This is a genomic window from Amycolatopsis sp. NPDC005003 (assembly GCF_053600695.1).
The window spans coordinates 305,949-326,040 of the sequence record NZ_JBSGAI010000002.1; the positions used below are offsets into that span (position 1 = coordinate 305,949).

The 20,092-nt window shown below is 72.6% G+C and carries 18 protein-coding genes; 2 read left to right on the forward strand and 16 right to left on the reverse strand.

Annotation, left to right across the window (positions count from 1 at the left end):
• Position 1 precedes the first annotated feature (1 nt).
• The 8 genes from ACWED2_RS03770 to ACWED2_RS03805 form a co-directional block, all read right to left on the reverse strand.
• Positions 2–931: a DUF6807 domain-containing protein gene (locus ACWED2_RS03770; RefSeq protein ID WP_449688898.1), complete on the reverse strand. Its 930-nt coding sequence runs from the start codon at positions 929–931 to the stop codon at positions 2–4.
• Positions 928–2,154, reverse strand: a complete 1,227-nt coding sequence (locus tag ACWED2_RS03775; protein WP_449688899.1) for a Gfo/Idh/MocA family protein — start codon at positions 2,152–2,154, stop codon at positions 928–930. Before ACWED2_RS03775 ends, ACWED2_RS03770 begins: the two co-directional genes overlap by 4 nt.
• A 12-nt stretch (positions 2,155–2,166) precedes the next feature.
• Positions 2,167–3,291 carry a Gfo/Idh/MocA family protein gene (locus ACWED2_RS03780; RefSeq protein ID WP_449688900.1) on the reverse strand — a complete coding sequence of 375 codons (1,125 nt, stop codon included), beginning with the start codon at positions 3,289–3,291 and terminating at the stop codon, positions 2,167–2,169.
• Positions 3,288–3,842 (reverse strand): DUF624 domain-containing protein, encoded by a 555-nt coding sequence (locus tag ACWED2_RS03785; protein WP_449688901.1) that lies wholly within the window; start codon positions 3,840–3,842, stop codon positions 3,288–3,290. Before ACWED2_RS03785 ends, ACWED2_RS03780 begins: the two co-directional genes overlap by 4 nt.
• Positions 3,843–3,846: 4 nt before the next feature.
• The gene (locus tag ACWED2_RS03790; RefSeq protein ID WP_410615390.1) at positions 3,847–4,692 is read right to left on the reverse strand and encodes a carbohydrate ABC transporter permease; all 846 of its coding nucleotides are present in this window, start codon (positions 4,690–4,692) and stop codon (positions 3,847–3,849) included.
• Positions 4,689–5,663: a carbohydrate ABC transporter permease gene (locus tag ACWED2_RS03795; protein WP_449688902.1), complete on the reverse strand. Its 975-nt coding sequence runs from the start codon at positions 5,661–5,663 to the stop codon at positions 4,689–4,691. Before ACWED2_RS03795 ends, ACWED2_RS03790 begins: the two co-directional genes overlap by 4 nt.
• Positions 5,664–5,666: 3 nt before the next feature.
• Positions 5,667–6,959: an ABC transporter substrate-binding protein gene (locus ACWED2_RS03800; RefSeq protein WP_449688903.1), complete on the reverse strand. Its 1,293-nt coding sequence runs from the start codon at positions 6,957–6,959 to the stop codon at positions 5,667–5,669.
• Positions 6,960–7,143: 184 nt separating this feature from the next.
• Positions 7,144–8,316, reverse strand: coding sequence for a Gfo/Idh/MocA family protein (locus ACWED2_RS03805; RefSeq protein WP_449688904.1), 1,173 nt, complete (start codon positions 8,314–8,316; stop codon positions 7,144–7,146).
• A gap of 298 nt (positions 8,317–8,614) precedes the next feature.
• Between ACWED2_RS03805 and ACWED2_RS03810 the strand changes: the two genes are divergently transcribed.
• Positions 8,615–9,598, forward strand: coding sequence for a LacI family DNA-binding transcriptional regulator (locus ACWED2_RS03810; protein WP_449688905.1), 984 nt, complete (start codon positions 8,615–8,617; stop codon positions 9,596–9,598).
• Here the strand turns inward: ACWED2_RS03810 and ACWED2_RS03815 are convergent.
• The 6 genes from ACWED2_RS03815 to argG form a co-directional block, all read right to left on the reverse strand.
• Positions 9,595–10,833: an FAD-binding protein gene (locus ACWED2_RS03815; RefSeq protein WP_449688906.1), complete on the reverse strand. Its 1,239-nt coding sequence runs from the start codon at positions 10,831–10,833 to the stop codon at positions 9,595–9,597. The genes ACWED2_RS03810 and ACWED2_RS03815 overlap by 4 nt on opposite strands.
• Before the next feature lie 39 nt (positions 10,834–10,872).
• Positions 10,873–11,988, reverse strand: a complete 1,116-nt coding sequence (locus ACWED2_RS03820; RefSeq protein ID WP_449688907.1) for a serine hydrolase domain-containing protein — start codon at positions 11,986–11,988, stop codon at positions 10,873–10,875.
• Between the two features lie 31 nt (positions 11,989–12,019).
• Positions 12,020–13,054, reverse strand: coding sequence for an Lrp/AsnC family transcriptional regulator (locus tag ACWED2_RS03825; protein ID WP_449688908.1), 1,035 nt, complete (start codon positions 13,052–13,054; stop codon positions 12,020–12,022).
• A 62-nt stretch (positions 13,055–13,116) separates the two neighbouring features.
• Positions 13,117–13,881: a hypothetical protein gene (locus ACWED2_RS03830; RefSeq protein ID WP_449688909.1), complete on the reverse strand. Its 765-nt coding sequence runs from the start codon at positions 13,879–13,881 to the stop codon at positions 13,117–13,119.
• Positions 13,878–14,456 (reverse strand): papain-like cysteine protease family protein, encoded by a 579-nt coding sequence (locus ACWED2_RS03835; RefSeq protein WP_449688910.1) that lies wholly within the window; start codon positions 14,454–14,456, stop codon positions 13,878–13,880. Before ACWED2_RS03835 ends, ACWED2_RS03830 begins: the two co-directional genes overlap by 4 nt.
• Positions 14,457–14,834: 378 nt before the next feature.
• Positions 14,835–16,280: an argininosuccinate synthase gene (argG, locus tag ACWED2_RS03840; RefSeq protein WP_449688911.1), complete on the reverse strand. Its 1,446-nt coding sequence runs from the start codon at positions 16,278–16,280 to the stop codon at positions 14,835–14,837.
• Between the two features lie 91 nt (positions 16,281–16,371).
• On the opposite strand from argG, the gene ACWED2_RS03845 reads away from it, so the two are divergent.
• Positions 16,372–17,250, forward strand: a complete 879-nt coding sequence (locus ACWED2_RS03845) for an aminoglycoside phosphotransferase family protein (protein WP_449688912.1) — start codon at positions 16,372–16,374, stop codon at positions 17,248–17,250.
• Here the strand turns inward: ACWED2_RS03845 and ACWED2_RS03850 are convergent.
• Both ACWED2_RS03850 and ACWED2_RS03855 read right to left on the reverse strand, forming a co-directional pair.
• Positions 17,234–18,328 (reverse strand): hypothetical protein, encoded by a 1,095-nt coding sequence (locus tag ACWED2_RS03850; RefSeq protein ID WP_449688913.1) that lies wholly within the window; start codon positions 18,326–18,328, stop codon positions 17,234–17,236. The genes ACWED2_RS03845 and ACWED2_RS03850 overlap by 17 nt on opposite strands.
• Positions 18,329–18,387: 59 nt before the next feature.
• Positions 18,388–20,091: a glycerol-3-phosphate dehydrogenase/oxidase gene (locus tag ACWED2_RS03855; RefSeq protein WP_449688914.1), complete on the reverse strand. Its 1,704-nt coding sequence runs from the start codon at positions 20,089–20,091 to the stop codon at positions 18,388–18,390.
• Position 20,092: the final 1 nt, after the last annotated feature.

A 20,092-nucleotide genomic window follows, 5' to 3' on the forward strand; every position in this document is an offset into this window, starting at 1 on the left:
ATCAGCTCCTCAGGTCGGCCGCCCGGGCCGCCAGCTCGGACAGCCGGGCGGGCTCCGGGGCGCCGTCGATGACGACGACGTGGTGGGTCAGGGTGAGCTCCTCGCCCGGCTCGAGCAGCCACGGCCGGTGGTAGGTGGCGGCGAAGCTGACCACCGGGAACGGCTCGTTGCGGACGTACCAGGCCGTCGGGTGGGCGGCGTTCTCCGGGCTGTCGGCGAACAGCAGCGTCGAGCTGCGCAGGCTCTCGTCGTGCTGCCCGGTGAAGGCGAGCCAGGGCGCCCGATGGCCCATCGCCTCGGCCGCGGACTTCCCGTCCGACGTCCGGACCGTGCCGCCGACGAACGACCTCGGCCCGCGCCAGAACAGCCCGCCGTAGCCGGCGGTGTCGCGTCCTTCGGTGACCGGGCTCCCCCAGCGCAGCTCGTGGCCGCTGGTGTTGCGCAGCCGGCTGGACCAGGTGAGCGTCCAGTGGCCGCCGCGCGGCGAGACGTCGCCGAAGTGCAGCGTGCGGTGTTCGGTGAGCCAGCGCCGGCCGGCCGCGGTGCGCCAGGCCAGCTCGTGGCGCAGCTCGCAGTGCCCGCCGGCGTCGTCGATGCGCTCCCAGCGGACGTGGCCGATGGTGCCCTTGTTGTCGAGCGGGGTGTAGCCGCGGCCGCGGACGTAGGTGCGGCCGCCCCAGAAGTTCTCGCCGGAGAGGTGGGCCATCGCGAACTGCAGGCCGTTGTGCCAGGTGTGGTCGTGCGGCCGGACCGCGGTCACGAGCTCCCCCGCCGTGGTGCGCAGCGGGTGCAGGTACGGCTTGGGCGAGTCCCCGGCCGGTGTCGGCGGCTCGACGACGTACTCGGCCAGGACGAGATCGCCGAGGCGCACGCGCACCCGGCCGTCGGGCTCCTCGGTCACCTCCGGCGTGCCCACCGCCGCGCGGCTCACGCCGGTTCCCCGATCTCCCCCAGCAGCTCTTCGACGGACACGGGCCGGCCGGTCTCCAGCGACCGGTTCGCGGCCAGCCCGGTGAGCAGGGCCTGCAGGCCGGCGTCGTGGTCGGCCGCGCAGCCGAGGGCGTCCGGCTCGGCGTCACCGAGGAGCTCGGCGAGCATCCGCTCGTCGCCGCCGCCGTGCCCCTCGCCGAGGAGCCCGTCGAACACGGCTTCCGGCGGTTCCCAGTGCCGTTGCACGGTCAGCCGGGCACGCGCCCGCTTCGGCACCGGCTCGGCGCCGGCCGCGTACTCGTTCTCCCGGACGTCCAGCTCCAGCCGCCCTTCGCTGCCGGAGAAGGCGACGCGGTAGCCCTCCCGCGGTGAGTACGCGTGCAGGTGGTAGTTCAGCACCGCCCCGCCGTGGTGGCGTACGAGCACCGACAGGTCGTCTTCGATGGTGACGCCGGGCGCGAACACGTCCTGGTTCCGCACGTAGCCGTCTTCCCGCTCGGCGTCGTGGTAGAGCGCGCGCAGCTTCGGGGAAGCTTCGAGGTCCAGCGCGAACCGGTCGCCGGCCGTGCGGTGGCCGCTTTTGTCGCCGTAGAAGAACAGCCGGGCGAGTGCGAACACCGTCTCGGGGCCGCGGCCGAGCCACCAGTTGACGAGGTCGAAGTGGTGGCCGGACTTGTGCACGAGCAGTCCGCCGGAGTTCGCCTTGTCCCGGTGCCAGCGGCGGAAGTAGTCGGCGCCGTGCGCGGTGTCGAGCAGCCAGCTGAACTCGACCGAGCCGATCTCCCCGATCGCGCCGCCTGCCAGGAGTTCCCGCACCCGGCGGTGCACCGGGTTGTACCGGTAGTTGAAGGCGACCCGCACCGAGCGGCCGGTCTCGTGCCGGGCCGCGAGGATCCGCCGCGCGCCCTCCACGTCGGTCGTCATCGGCTTCTCCGTGACGACGTCGCAGCCGGCCTCCAGCGCGGCGACGACGTAGTCCGCGTGCGTGTGGTCCGGGGTGCACACGACGACGACGTCGATGCGTTCCTTCGCCAACATGGTGGTGAAGTCTTCGGGCCGGTAGCCGGGGATTTCCGTGCCGAGCCAGCCGTTGTGCACCCGCATGCGGGTTTCGCTGTGGTCGCAGAAGGCCGCGAGTTCGGCCCGCGGCGACGTGGCCAGGGTCCGGGCGAACAGCTGGGCCCGGGAGCCCAGGCCGACGATCGCGTGGCGTCGCACCGCCATCACCTCTCTCGTTCAGGCGCGCGAGGCCGCGCCGGTCCAGGGCAGGGCGAGTTCGGAGAAGAGCGCGAGCCGCTCGGCCGCGGTGTCGACGTCCCGGTCGACGCCCGGCACGACGAAGTGCCGGTCGGGCCCGGTGTCCACGGCCCGGACCCATTCGGCGGGCAGCGGCAGCGGTTCGGGGGCGTCGCGGACCGCTTCCACCAGCGCGGTGAACGCGCGGGTGGCGGCCAGCGGGGCCAGCAGCGGCTCGCCGTCGCGGAGGTGCGCGACGAGGTTGGCCAGCAGGTCGCGCGGCGGGCCGATCACGAGCTGCCGGTCGTGGACGGTGACCAGGTCGGTCTTGTAGTGCCAGCGGATCCGGCCGGTCGTGCCGTGGACCAGCACGTACGGCTCGTGGTCGGCCTCGGCGTCGAGCGTGGCCGCGACGACGACGTCCGGCGCTCCGGCGAAGCTCAGGCGCGCGCACGCGGTGTCGTCGGATTCGATGTCCCGCGCCCGGTACAGCTCGACGGCGGTGCGCTCGGGCAGGTCTTCGGCGGTGCCGTTGACGAGCAGGGCGGTGGCGACGGCGTGGGCGAAGGGGTTGGTCAGCGACCCGTCCACGACCGGCTGCCCGCCGACCCGGCGGCGGCCGGCCCACTCGGCGCGGGCGAAGTACCGGTCCCGCCGGATCCACGCCCCGGCGGCGGCGACCCCGGTGACCGTGCCGATCTCGCCGGCCTCGATCGCGGCCCGCACGACCGGGACCGCGGCCGAGCCGAAGCTCTGGAACCCGGTCTGGCAGGCGCGGCCGCGGGCCGGCTCGGTGAGTTCGCCGAACGCGGCGAGGTCGAGCACCGGCGGCTTCTCGACGAGCAGGTGGCAGCCGGCGGCGAGCGCGAGCTTCGCCAGGGGCAGGTGCGTGTGCGGCGGGGTGGCCACCACGGCGATGTCCGGGATGGCGCGGGCCAGGAGTTCGGCCGCGTCCCGGGTGATCACGCCGCCTTCGGGCAGCAGGGCGCGGGCTTCCCGGGGAGGTTCGCGGATGTCGCACGCCCCGGCGAGGAGGATTTCGCCGCGGTCGTGCAGGGCGCGGGCGCGGCGCAGGTGCTGGGCCGCGTAGCCGGCCGTGCCGAAGACGACCACCTTGGGCCTCATCGGCGGACGCCGGTCGCGACGGCGGCCAGGGCGAGCGGCCCGGCCACCACGAGGGCGAGGATCGGCAGCATCCGGACGAGCAGGACGGCGACGCCGACGGCAGCGGCGAGGAGCAGGCAGCTCTTGGGATCGGCGGTTTCCCGCACCGCGGTGACGATGGCCCGACGCCAGGCCGGACCGCCGGTGGCCACCACTTCACACGTCCGCACCGCCACCACCACCCCCGTCACCGCGAGCACCCACAACACCGGGCGCAACAGCCCGGCGCCCGGCATCGACGCCACCACCTCCAAGTCGACCGCGAACACCACCACCGCCGCCAGGCACGCCAGCCCGAACACCACGCCGCCGCGCGCGGCCTCGCGGAAGTCCGACCAGAAGGTCGTCCACAGTGGACGGACGACGTCCCGCCGGGTGCGGTCGAGGACCCGGCAGCCCGCCACGAACGCCGGGGCCGCCGTCACCACCGGCACCGATGCCAGCGCCACCAGCAGCCCCGCCAGCAGGCAGTCCGAGAAGTCGCCGAGCCCGGTGCGCCACTGGGTACGCATCACATCACCCCTTCAGGCCGCTGGTGCTGACGCCTTCGACCAGCAGGCGCTGGAAGGCGAGGAAGAACAGTACGATCGGGACCAGCGCGAGCGCGGACATCGCGAACATCGCGCCGAAGTTCGACTCGCTGCTCGTGTCGACGAACAGCCGCAGGCCCAGTGGCACGGTGAACTTCTCCGTGTCGTTGAGGTACACCATCTGGGTGAAGAAGTCGTTCCACGTCCAGATGAACGTGAAGATCGACGTCGTCACCAGCGCCGGTTTCGACAGCGGCAGCACGACGTGCCAGAACGTGCGGTAGACCGAACAGCCGTCGATGATCGCCGCTTCGTCGAGCTCGCGCGGGATGCCCCGCATGAACTGGACGATGAGGAACACGAAAAACGCCTCGGTGGCCAGCAGCTTCGGCAGGATCAGCGGCACGAACGTGTTGACCAGCCCGGCCTGCTGGAAGATCACGTACTGCGGGATCAGCGTCACGTGGTAGGGCAGCATCAGCGTGGTGATCATGAACGCGAACAGCGCGCCGCGGAACCGGAACTTCAGCCGCGCGAAGGCGAACGCGGCCAGCGAGCACGACAGCACGTTCGCCGCCACCGACAGGCCGGCCACCAGGAACGAGTTGAGGAAGAAGCGGCCGAACCCGACGTCCGCCGCGCCTTCCCAGCCCTTCGTGTAACCGTCGAAGACGAACCGGGTGGGCAGCAGCGCCAGCCGGGACAGGATCTCGTCCGGCGGCTTGACCGACGCGAACGCCAGCCACACCAGCGGGTAGAGCACCACGGCGACGATGACGAGACAGAGCACGTGCCAGCCGAACGAGCGAGCACTGCGCGGGAGCACCGTCACTTCCGATCCTCCGCATCGTCGTAGAACACCCACAGCTTCGCGGTGCGGAACACGATCGCCGTCACGATCGCGATGACGACCAGCAGCACCCAGGCCATCGCCGAGGCGTACCCCATCCGGAAGTCCTGGAAGCCGACCTCGAACAGGTACAGCGTGTAGAACAGGTCCGCGTCGGCCGGGCCGCCGCGGCCACCGCCGATGACGAACGCCGGGGTGAACGCCTGGAAAGCGTGGATCGCCTCCATCACCAGGTTGAAGAAGATCACCGGCGAGAGCATCGGCAGCGTGATGTGCCGGAACCGGCGCAACGCGCCCGCGCCGTCGATCGCGGCGGCCTCGTGCAGCTCCGCCGGGATCTGCTTCAGCCCCGCCAGGAAGATCACCATCGGCGCGCCGAACTGCCAGACGCCCAGCAGCACGATCGAGGCGAGGCTGAACTGCGGGTCGTCGACCCAGCTCGGCGTGTGCCAGCCGAAGAAGGCGAGGACCTCGTTCACCGGGCCGCCGCCCATGAACAGCGCCCGCCACACCAGCGCCGCGGCGACGCTCGCGCCGAGCAGCGAAGGCGCGTAGAACGCCGCCCGGTAGAAGCCGTTGGCCCCGCGGCGGGTGTTGAGCAGCATCGCCACCAGCAGCGACACCGTCAGCTTCAGCGGCACCGAGACCAGTACGTAGATCAGGGTCACCTTGACCGACTGCAGGTAGCGGTCGTCGCCGGTGAACATGTGCGCGAAGTTGCCGAAGCCGACCCACTCCGGCGAGGTGAACATGTCGTAGTCGGTGAACGACAGGTACAGCGAGACGACCATCGGGCCGACGGTCAGCGCCACCGCGCCGAGCAGCCACGGCGTCAGGAAGGCGAACGCCTCCGGCTGGCTCTTGCGGCGGCGCCCGGCCGGGCGGTGCCGGTGCCGGACGCGCACCGGAGTGTCCCCCGCGACCGGCGGGTCCGGGGTGCGCAGGGTCGTCATCGGCTACGACAGTCCCTTCTGGGCTTCGGTCATGAACCGGCTGACCGCGTCGTCGATGCTCATCCGGCCGAACGCGACCTCTTCGTACGTGCGCTGGAGGAGCTTCTGGATCGCGCCCGCGCCCTTGGGCGGCACCGGCGGCGCGGCCCCGAGCTTCGGTTCGAGCGCGGCCTCGTAGTCGTAGAGGGTCTTGTCGTTGCCCTTCGCCTCGGCCGCCAGCTGGGCGCGGACCTTCAGGTTCGGGGCGAGGCCGCGATCGGCGCCGACGATCCTGCCGACCTCGGGGTCGTTGATCAGGAAGTCCACGAGCTTCGCCGCGGCCTCCTGCTGCTGGCTGCGCGCGGACACGGCCAGGAACATCGCCGGCCGCCGGTACTGCCCGGTGTCGCCGTTGGCGCCGCTCGGGTACGGCGCCACGTTGAGCGGTTTGCCGTTCGCCTTCTGGTACGCCGGCAGCAGGTTGTCGTAGGCGAACTCCGAGCTGGTCAGCTTCTTGCCCAGCGGGGACTGCTCGGGCGAAGTGTTGTAGGACGCGGTGACGTCGGCGGGCGAAGCGGCCTTCGTGTCGCGGAACTTGCTCGCCAGCTGCCAGTAGCGGCGCAGGTCGTCGGCGGTGAAGCCGAGCTTGCCCTCGGGGGTGTAGAACTGCTTGCCCTGCTGACGCAGCCAGATCTCCAGGGTGGTGTCGAGGATGCCGAAGTCGGTCACCCCGCGTGCCGAGCCCGCCGTGCCGACCTTCTGGGCCGCCTCGGCGTACTGGTCCCAGGTCATCCCCTTGGCCGGGTCGGCGCCGGCCGCCGTGAAGGCGGCGGGGTCGTAGATCATCGCCGGCGTGTTCTGCGCCCACGGCACGGCGTACCGCTTGCCCTGGTAGACGCCGGTGGCGGCCAGCTCCGGGTTGACGTCGGCGAGCGAGATGGCCTTGCCGGCACCGGAGTTCAGGTCGGCCAGGACGTTGCGGCCGCCGTATTCGGCGAGGTAGCGGCTGTCGACGTTGAGCACGTCCGGCGGCTTGCCCCCGGCCGTCTGCGTCGCCAGCTTCTCCCAGTAGGCCGCGTACGCCGAGAACGACGTCTGCACCTTGATCTTCGGGTTCTTCTGCTGGAAGAGCTCGACGGCCTTTTTCGTCAGGCCGGCCCGGCCTTCGCTGCCCCACCACACGAAGTTGATCGTCACGTCGCCGCCACCACCGGAGCCCGAGCCGCAGGCGGCCACCCCGGTCAGCAGCAGCGGGACCACCACGGCCAGCGCGGCGACACCCCGCCGCTGGGTCCTGCGCTCAGTTGTCCGCCCCATCGAACTCTCCGTCCTCAGCGTGTCAGCACTTTTCTGAAAACGCTGTCAGCGCGTTCACGGTAGGCAGTGCGGCGCAACGCTGTCAACGGCCGAATCAGCACAATAGCCCTTGTGCAGCAACGTTTTCAGTGTTTTCAGGGCAGCACGAGAAAGCGCTTACCAGATCCGCGTGCGCGACCGGGGGTCAGCCCGGCCGCCGTCGCGCGGCGCTCGCCCACGGGACGCCGATCTCCGAAAACAGCGCCAGCCGGTCCGCGGCCACGGCGACCTCTTCGCCGATCCCCCGCACGACCGGGTGCCGGCTCGCCCCTTCGCCGACGCTGCGGATCCAGCCCGCGGGGATCTTCGACGGCGAGGGCGCGTCCCGCACCGCTTCGACCACCGAGGCGAACGCCCGGGTCCCGGACAGCGGCGCGAGCAGCGGCACGCCGTCCGGGTCGCGGTGGTGGGCGATCAGGTTGCGCAGCAGGTCGGCCGGTGCGCCGAGGTGGCACCGCTCGTCGTCGATTTCGAGGCGGTGGCTCTTGTACCAGAACTTCGCGCGCGCCCGCTCGCCGTGCACCACGACGTAGGGCTCGTGGTCCTGCTCGGCGCACAGCGAGGCGGCCACGACGATTTCGGGCCCGTCGCCGAACCGGATCCGCAGGCACGCGGTGTCGTCGGCCTCGATGTCGCGGGTGCCGTAGAGCTCGAGGGCGATCTCCGCCGGGTCGCGCCCGGCGACCCCGCCGACCAGCAGCGCGGTGGCCACGGCGTGGGAGAACGGGTTGGTCAGGGCGCCGTCGACGACGGCCTCGCCGTCGAGCCAGCGGCGACCGGCCCACGGGTTGCGGCGGTAGTAGGCGTCCGTGCGGATCCACGCCCCGGCCGCGCCGACGCCGACCACCTTCCCGAGCCGGCCGGCCGCGATCGCCGCCTGGAGAACCGGCAGCACCGGGGAGCCGAAGCTCTGGAACCCGGTCTGGCAGGCCGACCCGGTCTCCGCGGCCAGCCGCGACAGCGTGGTGAAGCCGTCGAGGTCGAGCACCGGCGGGGTCTCCAGCAGCAGGTCGCTGCCCGCCCGCAGCACCGCGGCACCGGCCTGGACGTGCGCGTGCGGCGGGGTCGCGACCACGGTGACGTCCGGGCGGCAGCGGCGGAGCAGGTCGTCGACGCTCGGGTGCGCGGTGCCGCCCGGCGGCAGCAGCGCCGCGGCGGCGGCCGACGGCGGCCGGATGTCGGCCATGCCCACGAACCGGACCAGCCCTTCGTCGTGCAGGATCCGCGCGCGGTGCAGGTAGCTGAACGCGTAGCCGGACGTGCCGACGACCGCCAGCCTCGGCGGGTCCGCCACGGTGCGGCTCCGGCTCCCCGACATGGATCTCCGATCGGCGGGACCGGTGGGCGCCCGCGCGGGACTGACGAATGGGTCAGGCTCTGGGAGAAACTTCCGGTCGCCACCGTAGGGCGTGCGCGACAAACGTGTCAATGATCAGGACACCTCTTCGAAATCGTCGATCGGGCAATACGCCGAATGGCAGCGCCTTTTTTTCAGATAGCGCTTACTGGAATAGACCAGCTCGGCCTGCAAACGATGACCGCCGGTTTGCAGGATTTGTTGACAACGTTCTCGGGCGTTTCCATGATGGTGCGGGAGAGCCTGCCGAGGAGTAGCCGTGACCGTCACGATCCACGACGTCGCCCGCCGGGCCAACGTGTCGATCTCGACCGTCTCGCGGGCGTTCACCTCCCCGGACCTGGTCCGGCAGCAGACCCGCACCCGGGTGCTGGCCGCCGCGCACGAGCTGGGCTACCGCGCGGCCGGCGCACCGCAGCCGGGGCCGGCGGTCCGCACCGGGCACATCGGGATCGTGGTCTCCGACCTGGGCAACCCGTTCTTCACCGGCGTGCTCAACGGCGTCCAGGCCCGCGCGCGGCAGGACGACATCGCGGTGCTGTTCGCCAACAGCGACGAAGACCCCGCGACGGAGCAGAACCTCGTCCGCCGGATGGCCAAGCAGGTCGACGGCGTGGTGCTGTGCAGCCCGAGCATGACCGACGACCAGCTGCGGGCGCTCGCCGGGCAGACGACCCTGGTGCTGCTCAACCGGGAGGTGCCCGGGATCCCGTCGATCGTGCTGGACGCGGGGGACGGGATGCGGCAGGCGATCGAGCACCTGGCCGCGCTGGGCCACCACCGGTGCGCCTACCTCGGCGGGCCGCGCACGTCGTGGGCGAACCGCGCGCGCAGGCAGGGCCTGGCGGAGACCGCGCGGAGGCACGGCACGGACGTGGTCGAGTTCGGCCCGTTCCCGCCGGTGTTCGAGGGCGGCCTGCAGGGCGCGGACCTGGCCTTGGCGGCGGACGTGACGGCGATCGTGGCCTACAACGACCTGGTCGCCTTCGGCGCGCTGGCGCGGCTGAACGCGCGCGGGGTGCCGGTGCCGGACGAGATCAGCCTGGTGGGCTTCGACGACCTGGTCTTCGCGGCGATCTCGGCGCCCCCGCTGACGACGATCGCGATGCCGACGGAGGCGGCGGGCCGCGCGGCGGTGACGATCCTGCTGGGCCTGCTCGACGGCGAGGCCGACGAGCGCACGACCCAGGTGCTGGACACCCACCTGATCGTCCGCGCCACCACGGCCCCGCCGCCGGGTTAGCTCCCGAAGACGTTGCGGCGCAGGAACGGGTTGCGGAACTTGCCCCGCGGGTCCAGCTTCTCCGCCAGCGCCCGGAACTCCGCCAGCCGCGGGTACTCCCCCGGCACGCCGTGGAAGAGCTTGCCCCAGTGCGGGCGGGCACCGAACGGCGCCAGGCGCTCCTCGAGCACCGGCAGCACCGCCTCGACCTCCGGCTGCCGCGGCTGCCAGGTGAAGTGCAGGGCCACCCGGTCGCCGCCGTGGCACGGGCTGAGCCACAGGTCGTCGCCCGCGATCGCGCGGATCTCCGACACCAGCAGCAGCGGCGCCACCCGGTCGCCCATCTCGCGGACCGCGCGGATCGCCGCCACCGCGTCGCGGTAGGGCACGAAGTACTCCGACTGCAGTTCGTCCCCGACGCTCGGGGTGAACGCCAGCGCGAAGTGCGGGAGCCGCTCGTGCCACGGGCCCGGCACGCCGAGCTGGGGCGTGCAGTTGTCCGCCGGGACGCCCGCGGCGTGGGCCGGGTGCCGCGGGCCGTCGGCCGGGACCGCACCGAACAGGCCGGCGCGCTCGGTGAACTCGTCGACGCGGCTCTTGACCCACACCTGGTCGATCCGGTCGTTCGCCCAGTTCGTGAACATGCTGACGCTGTAGCCGGCGTCTTCGATTTCGTCGAACTGCCCGTACGCGGCTTCCCAAGGCAGGTCGTCGAACACGTCCTGCCGCACGTCGAAGGCCGGGACCACGTCGAGGGTCAGGCGGGTGACGACGCCGACCGCGCCGAGCCCGACGACCAGGCCGGGGAACTCGGCGTCGGCCCGGGTGTAGGTGCGCAGCGAGCCGTCGGCGGTGACCAGCTCGATGCCGGAGACGGCCGCGGCGAGGCCCGGCTGCCGCCGTCCGGAGCCGTGGGTGCCGGTGGCCACGCTGCCGGCCACCGTGATGTGCGGCAGGGACGCCAGGTTCGGCAGCGCGAAGCCCGCGTCGTGCAGCTGCTGCGCGAAGTCGCCGTAGCGGGCCGATCCGCCGACTGTCACGGTGCCCTCGCCGATCTCGACTCCGGCGTCGAGGGCGCGCAGGTCCAGCAGGAGCCCGCCCGGCGAGTCCGCGATCGTGTTGAAGCAGTGCCGGCTCCCGAGGGCTTTGACGTGCGTCGCGCCGGCGACGGCTTCCTGGACCTCGGCGACGGTGCGCGGGGTCGTCACCGCGTCCGCGCCGTAAGTGAGGTTCCCGGCCCAGTTCGACTCGCCCACCCGCTGTGTCCTTCCGCCGTGAGAGATCCACTCACGACCCTACGCGGCCGCGGCGCGCCAGAAGTCCCGCATCCAGCTCGGCGGCACCGGGCTGTCCTCGCCCACCTGGGTGAGCAGGACGGCCACGGTGCTGGTGGCGGGCACGACGTGCGCGGTGGTGCCGGTCCCGCCGACCCACCCGTACCGGCCCGGAATGTGCCACGGCTCGATGGCGGCGATGTCCACCGAGCCACCCATCCCCCAGCCCTGGCCCTCCAGGAACAGCGCGCCGATCTCGCGGTGCGCCGCGGTGGTGTGGTCGGTGGTCATCAGCCGGACGGCCTCCGGCGTGAGCACGCCGGCGCCCCCGGCCAGCAGCATCCGGCCGAAAGCGACCCAGTCGCCCGCCGTCCCGGCGAGGCCGCCGTTGCCGAGCGGCAGCGCGGGCATCGTGCGCCACTGGCCGTCCGGCGGATCGGCGAGCACCAGCCCGCCGCTGGTCTTCTTGTAGAAGGCGGTGGCCCGGCCGGGATCGGCCACGAAGCCGGTGTCAGTCATGCCCAGCGGGGCGAAGATCCGTTCGGCGAGGAACTCCGGGAAGGACCGCCCGGACGCGCGGGCGACGAGCAGCCCCTGGATCGTGGAACACGTGTCGTAGAGCCAGGATTCGCCAGGCTGGTAGGCCAGGGGCACGTCGGCGAGCCGCGCGAGCCAGACGTCCGGTTCGGGGAAGCTCTGCACCTCCCGGCCGTCGCCCTGCACGGGGAACAGCGCCTGCACCGCCGGGAGCGTGAAGTCCGACGGGAAGCCCCAGCCGGCCTGGCCGGTGAGCACGTCGAACACCGTGATCGGCCGCTTCGCCGGGACGACGTCGTCGAGCGCGCTCGCCGGGCTGCGCACCACCTTCGGGTCGGCCAGCTCCGGCAGCCAGCGGCCGATGGGGTCGTCGAGGGCGAGCGTGCCGTCGTCCACCAGCACCAGAACCGCGGCCGCGGTGATCGGCTTGGTGATGGACGCGAAGCGGAACAGCGTGTCCTCGGCCATCGCGCGGCTGCCCTCGACGTCGACCGAGCCGACGGCCACGACCTCCCGCGTGCCGCCCCGGTCCACGATCGCCACCGCGCCGGGCAGCGTGCCGTCGTCGACGTAGCGGTGCAGGGTCTCGCGCAGGTCCATGATCCTCCCCAGGGGTCGTCCCGACCCTAGTTCAGCGGGCCGGGACGATCGCCTGATGGGTGCCGGCGAGGCCGTGCGGGCTGAGCAGCCGGCCCATCCGCTTCGGCATCCGCAGCGTGATCGCGCGGTCGACGACCCGCGCACCGGGCGCGGCTTCCGCCAGCCGCGTCTCGTAGGCCGTGCAGTCGGCCGGCACTCGCAGCCACGCCGACACGACGAGGTTGCCCTCCCCGACCACCGCGGCCGAGAGCCGGGTCTCCGGCAGCTGCGCGATCGCCGCGCCGGCGCGATCGAGGTCCGCCGCGCGCACGTCGAGGCGGTAGCCCGCGATCACCGGCCAGCCGGCCGGGACGTGCGCGAGGTCGCAGCGGAAGTCGAGTTCGTGGTTGCGCAGCATCCGCGCCAGGGTGCGCCGCACCGCCGACTCGCTCATCCCGCAGTCCCGCGCCAGCACGGCGTAACTGCGCCGCCCGTCCTCGCCGAGGGACTCCACGAGGGCGCGCAGGTCCCGGTCGTCCCACTGCCGCGGCACGACCAGCCGGGCCTGCACGGCGGTGTCGTCCAGCACCGCCCGCTGCTCCGGGGCGAGCGCGTCCACCAGCCAGCCGCTGCCCTCCCGGTAGACGCGGGTCGCGACGGCGAACCGGACCTCCCGCACCCCGGGCAGGGTGCCGATGCGGCCGGTGACCAGCGCGTCCAGCGCGTCGAGGTCGCGGGCGGCCAGGCCGAGGAACAGCGCGAACCGGCTGGTCGTGCGCTCCACGCTGAACACCGACGGCCAGCCGCAGAGTTCGCGGGTCAGTGCGCTCAGCACGTCGGGGCGGCAGGCGAGGTCGACGTAGCCGACCGTGGTCGTCGGCGGGGTGGAATAGGCGGTGAGCCAGGCCAGCCCGGCGGCCTGCAGCCGCTCCCAGCGGCGGGCCGCCGTGGTCGCATCGGTGCCGAGCGCGGCGGCGATGCGCGTCCACGGCGCCCGCGGGTCACGCTGGAGCGCCTCCACCAGCGCGAGGTCGGACGCGCTCAACCCCGGGCGCGCCGCTTCCGGCGCACCGGGCGAAACGGGCATGGCGCATTGTGGCCTGGTCATGATCGGCTGCCAAGGGGGCCGCCGCCGGCCCCCTTGCCGTCCTACCGCCGCCGCAGCCGCGGCACCGCGGCCGCCCCGGCCACCAGCACGAGCACACCGCCGAGCACGAACGGCAGCGCGGGGACGTCGCCGGGATCCGCGGCGGGCACCGCGCGCTCCCGGCCGCCGTAGCCGCCGCCCGCGCCGTCGCGGTCGTAGGCCGAGCCGGGCAGCTTGTCCGCGTACCGCTCGTGCAGCGCCGCGCGGTAGTCCTCGAGGGAGAGTTCCGTGCCCGCGACGAGGCCGGTGACCGAGCCGTCCAGCACCGTCACAGCGTCGCCGTGCACCGCGTACCAGGCGTTGACCTGCGGTTCGTGCAGGAGGTAGCCGCCGGCCGCGGCCTGGGCGTACCGCCGCTCGTAGTCACCGGAGGCGACGTTGACGACGGTCCAGGCCGGGCCTTGGCGCTCCGCCCAGACGGTCGCGGCGGTGCCGTCGCCGGTCCGCGCCGGGACCGCGACGTAGGCGAGCGCGGCCGCGACGTCCGACTTCCCGGCGACGAACGCGGCCGTCGGCTCGTAGACCGGGACCTGGGTCTTCGGATCGGCCGCCGGCCGGGCCGCCGTCGCCGCGTGGCTGCCGGGGAACTTCGTCCTGGCGAGGCGGCCGAGCGTGCCGGGGCCGCCGGTGATCTTTCCGATGGCGGCGGTGTCGGCGGCGGTCGGTGCGCCGGCGGGTCCGTCCGCCGCGTTCGCGGCGCCGGTCGTGGTGAGCATCGCGGCGCCGGCCAGCGCGGCCACGCCCATCGCTTTCCGCAGCATGCTCATCCCTCGATCCCGTACAGCGTGTGGGTCCACTGGAACTGGCTGTTCGAGCGGTAGGTGTCGTAGTTCATCGAGTTGTAGCGGCTGTTGTTCGGCCACGGGTCGCCGTATTCGACGCGGGTGGTGCCACCGGAATTGTCGTAGCCGTAGAGCACGTGCATGTGCCCGCCGCCGGAGCGCCAGCCGATCCGGGTGCCGACCGGCTTTCCGGCGTCGATCTGGCTTTTGACGCCGGTGAAGGAAAGCGTCTGGCCGCCGGAGTTGTACGTGCCGACGTTCGTGAAGCCGAGGTAGCGGAAAACGCGCTGCTGGTCGGACAGGTAGCCCTGGTTGTCGGCGCAGTCGCTGCCGGACTCGTTGTGCGCGATCTGGCAGAACCGGCTCTGGGTCAGGGAGTATCCCCAGAACGCGGCGATGGTGTTGCCGCTGGCGTCCCAGCACCACTGGTCTTTCTGTTGCGCCTGCATGGTGATCCCGAGGTCGGTGCGCGCCGCCGCCGCGGCGGCCGGGGCCGGCAGCGCGACGACCGCGACCGCGAGCGCGGCGAGTCCACAAAGGACTCGTGAGGTGGTTTTCACGAAGTGCTCCTCCAGCCGGTGACGATTCGACGTGGTGGCACGGAATACTCCGCGCCCGGCACGGTGATCCGGTACCTACCAAGGGAGGATTGCGTTTCCCGGAAACGATTCCGGCGGATCCCGGCGCTTTCCGGGAAGCCGGATTCCGGCACGGGGCGGGGGCCGCCGGGCGGATTCCGGCTTCGGCCACGCCAGGCCGCCGCGGAAGCTCACCCAAGGCTCGCTCGGGCAGGCCGGCGAGCCGCATCGGCCGGCTGGTCACGCGCTGTCGGAGAGGGGCGCCGGGCGCGCCCGGCGATGCTGAAACTGTTCGTACTCGTGCCCGGAACACACCGAAGGCCACCACGGCGGGCGTGGTGGCCTTCGGGTCGGGGGTGATCAGTCCGTGCCGAACTCCATCGCGGCGCTGTCGAGCAGCTCGACGTCGTCGGTCTTGCCGCGCGAGGCGATCGCCTCCGCGCCGCCTTCGGGCATCGCGCCGATGAGCCCGGTCGACGCGGCCTGGGCGGCGCCGATCAGCTTCGGGTTCGCGCCGCCGACCATGCCGAGGCTGGCGTACTGCTCCAGCTTCGCGCGCGAGTCGGCGATGTCGAGGTTGCGCATGGTCAGCTGGCCGATCCGGTCGACCGGGCCGAACGCCGAGTCCTCGGTGCGCTCCATCGACAGCTTGTCCGGGTGGTAGCTGAACGCCGGGCCGGTCGTGTCGAGGATCGAGTAGTCCTCGCCCCGGCGCAGCCGCAGCGTCACCTCGCCGGTGATCGCGGTGCCGACCCAGCGCTGCAGCGACTCGCGCAGCATCATGGCCTGGGGGTCCAGCCAGCGGCCCTCGTACATCAGGCGGCCGAGGCGGCGGCCCTCGTTGTGGTAGCTGGCGAGGGTGTCCTCGTTGTGGATGGCGTTGACGAGCCGTTCGTAGGCGGCGTGCAGCAGCGCCATGCCGGGCGCCTCGTAGATGCCGCGGCTCTTGGCCTCGATGATCCGGTTCTCGATCTGGTCGGACATACCCAGGCCGTGCCGGCCGCCGATGGCGTTGGCTTCGAGGACCAGGTCGACGGCGGAGGCGAACTCCTTGCCGTTGATCGTCATCGGGCGGCCGTGCTCGAAGCCGATCGTGACGTCCTCGGCCGGGATCTCGACCTCGGGGTCCCAGAACGCCACGCCCATGATCGGCTTGACGATCTCGATGCCGGTGTCCAGGTGTTCCAGGGACTTCGCCTCGTGCGTGGCGCCCCAGATGTTGGCGTCGGTCGAGTACGCCTTTTCGGTGCTGTCGCGGTAGGGCAGGTCGTGCGCGAGCAGCCACTCGGACATCTCCTTGCGGCCGCCGAGCTCGGTGACGAAGTCCGCGTCGAGCCACGGCTTGTAGACGCGCAGGGAGGGGTTGGCCAGCAGGCCGTAGCGGTAGAACCGCTCGATGTCGTTGCCCTTGTAGGTGGAGCCGTCGCCCCAGATCTGGACGTCGTCCTCGAGCATGGCGCGCACCAGCAGCGTGCCGGTGACCGCGCGGCCGAGCGGGGTGGTGTTGAAGTAGCTGCGGCCGCCGGAGCGGATGTGGAAGGCGCCGCACGTCAGCGCCGCGAGCCCCTCTTCGACCAGGGCTTCCTTGCAGTCGACGAGCCGGGCGATCTCGGCGCCGTACTGGCCGGCTCGCCCGGGCACCGACTCGATGTCGGGCTCGTCGTACTGGCCGATGTCGGCGGTGTAGGTGCAGGGGACCGCGCCTTTGTCGCGCATCCACGCGACCGCTACGGAAGTGTCGAGGCCACCGGAGAAGGCGATACCGACACGCTCGCCGACGGGCAGGGAAGTGAGCACCTTGGACATGCGAATGATTATGCACGGCTATGCATCGTCGTGCAATCCGGGGTGCCCTGGCTCACGGAAACCCGGTTGACCAGCGTGGTTCGGTGGGATCATGCCGATGCACGCGGACCAGCACGCCATCGACACCGGCCTGGTCCGGCGGCTCGTCGACGGGCAGTTCCCCCGGTGGGCCGGGGCACCCCTTACTCCCCTGGCCTCCGGGGGCACGGTCAACGCCGTGTACCGCCTCGGTGACGAACTGACCGTCCGGCTCCCGCTGACCGCGGGCGGCGCCGACGACATCGCGAAGGAACGCCAGGCCCTCGGCATCCTCGGCGAGCTGCCGGTCGCGGTCCCGGCCGTCGTCGCGGTCGGCGAGCCCGCCGAGGGCTACCCGTTGCCGTGGGCGGTGCACGGCTGGCTGGACGGCACACCGGCGCGCGAAGGCCGCGACGCACCGGCCCGTGACCTGGCGGAGTTCGTGCGGGCACTGCGGGCGCACCCGGCGGAAGGTCGCGTGACCCGCCGCGGGAAGCCGCTGTCGGACGTGGACACGGCCACCCGCCAGGCGATCGAAGAGCTGAGCGGCACCGACGAGCCGTTCGACGCGACGGCGGCCCTCGCCGCCTGGACCGAGGCGCTCGAAGCTCCACAGTGGACCGGCCCGCCGTGCCGGCTGCACGGCGACCTGATGCCGAGCAACCTCCTGCTGCGCGACGGCCGCCTCAGCGGCGTCCTCGACTGGGCGACCGCGGGCCTCGGCGACCCGGCGATCGATCTGATTCCGGCGTGGAACCTGCTCACCGCGGACACCAGGCCCGCCTTCCGCGACGCCGTGGCCACCGACGACGCCACCTGGGCCCGCGGCCGCGGCCGGGCGCTGTCGATGGCCGTGATCCAGCTGCCGTACTACCGGCACACGAACCCGGTCATCTCGGCCAACGCCCGGTACGTGCTCGCCGAGCTGGGCGTGCTCACCCGTTCCCGATGACCGGCAGGTCCCACCGCTGGGCGTGCAGGTCCCGGCCTCGGACCGTGCAGGCACCCGTGACCGCGCCGCGGTCGTTGAGGTCCTCGGCGCCGCACCAGTGGTTGTCCGGCAGCCGCCCCAGCGCGGTGAACCCGCCGCCGGGCCCCCAGACGTAGAACTGGCCGGAGCCGATGGCCACGAGCGCGCTGCCCGTGTCGTTCGCGGTGACGAACCGGGTCCACACGCCGTCCGGGTTCGGGTGCACGGTCAGCCACCCGGCCGGGTTCCAGCGGGCCAGTTGCGTCGTGCCGTCCCCCGCCTCGACGGTGCCGTAGATCGTCCCGTCCTCGCCGATCTCGTCCGCCGCGCTGAACTTCCAGGTGGTGTCGAGGACGGTGAGGCGTCCCGCCGCGTCCCATTTCGCGGCGTGGGAGCCGCTCGAGCCGACGACCGTGCCCGCGTTGTCGAGGTCGGCGGGTGTGCCGCCGCCTTCCAGCGGAACGAGGTTGCCCGCCGGGTCCCAGTACTTCGACTCGCCCTCGTACGCGCTGAGGACCGCGCCCGCGTCGTTGATCGCGAAGCCGCGGCCGGGGCCGAGGGCCGTGACCGTGCCCCGGGTAGTGTCCCACTTCACCGCCGTGTCCGGGTCCGAAGCGCCGTAGGAGTACCCGACAGCGATGCCGTGGGCGTTGATCGCGGCCACCCGGGAAGACGGGTAGCCGGGCACCGGCGGCAGGTCCACCGGCACCCCGGACGCGCCCCAGAGCGTCGCCCGCCAGCCGGACCCGTCGGCCTTCATCGAGTTCCCGATCGCCACCCCGTCCTCGGTGAGCGCGACCGGGTCGACCGTTTGGTAGCCCGGCTGCGGCGGCAGCTCGGTGATCCGGCCGGCCGCGTCCCACCGGGCCCCGCGCGGGTTGTTCGCCTTGTCGGCCGCCGTCCCGAACACCGATCCGTCGTTCGACACCACGTTTCCGTAGCTGTTCAGTCCTCCGGGCAGCGTGCCCAGGTCGACCGGGGCGACCGGTTCGTCCGCACCGGCCGGGACCGCGGTGAGCACCACCGCCACCACCGCCGTCGCGAGAACACCTCTGAACATCCCTGCTCCTCCCCCTCGGGTGGGTTCCGGGGTGTCCACGCGCGACGGCGGTGACCGGTTTAGCCCGGCAGCAGCGCCGGGGCCGCGAGGCGGGTGGCGTTCGCCGCCGCGTCGTCCGGGGCTTCCTGTGCCGAGCGCTCCGCTTCGACGCGGGCCAGGTAGTTCGCCACCTCACGGTCCGTGCGGTGCGAATCCCAGCCCAGCAGCGGGGCCATCAGCGCGGCCACGACGGGCGCCGCGGCCACGCCGCGGTCGCGCTCCTCGATCGAGATGCGCGTCCGCCGCGTCAGGACGTCCTCGAGGTGCAGCGCACCCTCGTGGGAGACCGCGTACACCGCCTCCACGCGGAGGTACTCCGAGCTCTCCGTGATCGGCTCCCGGAGCGCGGGATCCGCCTCGATCAGCTCGAGGAGGTTCCAGATCCGCGTCCCGTACCGCTGCAGCAGGTGCTCGACGCGGGTCAGCGGCAGCCCCGCCTTCGCGGCCACGGCGAACCGGTCCTCCCACAGCTCGTGGTAGCCCTCGGCGCCGACGATCGGGAGCCGGTCGGTCCACGACGGCGGGGCCGGGCGGCCCACCTCCGCCACCGCGACGTCGACCGCGTCGGCGGCCATCACCCGGTACGTCGTGTACTTGCCGCCGGCCACGATGACCAGGCCCGGCACCGGGTGCGCCACCGCGTGCTCCCGCGACAGCTTGGTCGTCGCGGCCGCCTTCGCCGCCAGCAGCGGGCGGAGCCCGGCGTACACGCCCTCGATGTCGTCGTGCGTCACGGGGGTACGCAGGACGGCATTGAGGTGCTCGAGCACGTAGTCGACGTCCGCCCGGCTCGCCGCCGGGTGCTCGCGGTCGAGGTCCCACTCGGTGTCGGTGGTGCCCACGATCCAGTGGCGCCCCCACGGGATGACGAACAGCACGCTCTTCTCGGTGCGCAGGATCAGCCCGGTGTCCAGGTCGATCTTCTCCCGCGGCACCACCAGGTGGATGCCCTTCGACGCGCGGACGGTGAACGGCGCCGGAATGCCGGCCGCCTCCGCCATGTCGTCGCTCCACACGCCGGTCGCGGCGACCACCGTGCGAGCGCGGATCTCGAATGCGATCCCGCTCTCGCGGTCGACGACCTTCGCCCCGACGACGCGCTCGCCGTCGCGAAGCAGCGAAGTGACGCGAGCCCGGGTGAGCACCGAAGCGCCTTGCTCGGCGGCCGTCCGGGCGATCGTCATCGTGTGGCGGGCGTCGTCGACCTGGGCGTCGTAGTACTGGATCGCCCCGATCAGCGCGTCGTCCGCGAGCGCCGGGGCCGCCTTGAAGGCGCCCTTCTTGGACAGGTGCCGGTGCCGCGGCAGCGCGCGGGCGCCGCCGAGGGTGTCGTACAGCGTGACGCCGGCGCCGATGTAGCCGCGCTCCCACACCCGGTGCTGCAGCGGGACGAGGAACCTGACCGGCCGCACCAGGTGCGGGGCCAGTGTCTGCAGCAGCAGCCCGCGCTCCTTGAGGGCCTCGCGCACCAGCTTGAAGTCCAGCTGCTCCAGGTAGCGCAGGCCGCCGTGGATCAGCTTGGACGACCGGCTCGACGTGCCGGCGGCGAAGTCGCGGGCCTCGACCAGCGCGGTCGACAGCCCCCGGGACGCGGCGTCGAGCGCGACGCCGGCCCCGGTGACTCCCCCGCCGACGACGAGCACGTCGACCTCTTCGTCGACCAGCTTCCGCAGCGTGTCCGCGCGGTACTGCGGGGAAAGCGGGGTCACGGTGTTCCTCCTCATG

Coding starts and splice junctions, on each gene's coding strand:
- ACWED2_RS03800 (WP_449688903.1), bottom strand. CDS start 6,959: ATGGGGCGGACAACTGAGCGCAGGACCCAGCGGCGGGGTGTCGCCGCG.
- argG (WP_449688911.1), bottom strand. CDS start 16,280: ATGTCCAAGGTGCTCACTTCCCTGCCCGTCGGCGAGCGTGTCGGTATC.
- ACWED2_RS03785 (WP_449688901.1), bottom strand. CDS start 3,842: ATGCGTACCCAGTGGCGCACCGGGCTCGGCGACTTCTCGGACTGCCTG.
- ACWED2_RS03780 (WP_449688900.1), bottom strand. CDS start 3,291: ATGAGGCCCAAGGTGGTCGTCTTCGGCACGGCCGGCTACGCGGCCCAG.
- ACWED2_RS03825 (WP_449688908.1), bottom strand. CDS start 13,054: ATGCCCGTTTCGCCCGGTGCGCCGGAAGCGGCGCGCCCGGGGTTGAGC.
- ACWED2_RS03845 (WP_449688912.1), top strand. CDS start 16,372: ATGCCGATGCACGCGGACCAGCACGCCATCGACACCGGCCTGGTCCGG.
- ACWED2_RS03830 (WP_449688909.1), bottom strand. CDS start 13,881: ATGAGCATGCTGCGGAAAGCGATGGGCGTGGCCGCGCTGGCCGGCGCC.
- ACWED2_RS03850 (WP_449688913.1), bottom strand. CDS start 18,328: ATGTTCAGAGGTGTTCTCGCGACGGCGGTGGTGGCGGTGGTGCTCACC.
- ACWED2_RS03795 (WP_449688902.1), bottom strand. CDS start 5,663: ATGACGACCCTGCGCACCCCGGACCCGCCGGTCGCGGGGGACACTCCG.
- ACWED2_RS03775 (WP_449688899.1), bottom strand. CDS start 2,154: ATGGCGGTGCGACGCCACGCGATCGTCGGCCTGGGCTCCCGGGCCCAG.
- ACWED2_RS03855 (WP_449688914.1), bottom strand. CDS start 20,091: ATGAGGAGGAACACCGTGACCCCGCTTTCCCCGCAGTACCGCGCGGAC.
- ACWED2_RS03820 (WP_449688907.1), bottom strand. CDS start 11,988: ATGGACCTGCGCGAGACCCTGCACCGCTACGTCGACGACGGCACGCTG.
- ACWED2_RS03805 (WP_449688904.1), bottom strand. CDS start 8,316: ATGTCGGGGAGCCGGAGCCGCACCGTGGCGGACCCGCCGAGGCTGGCG.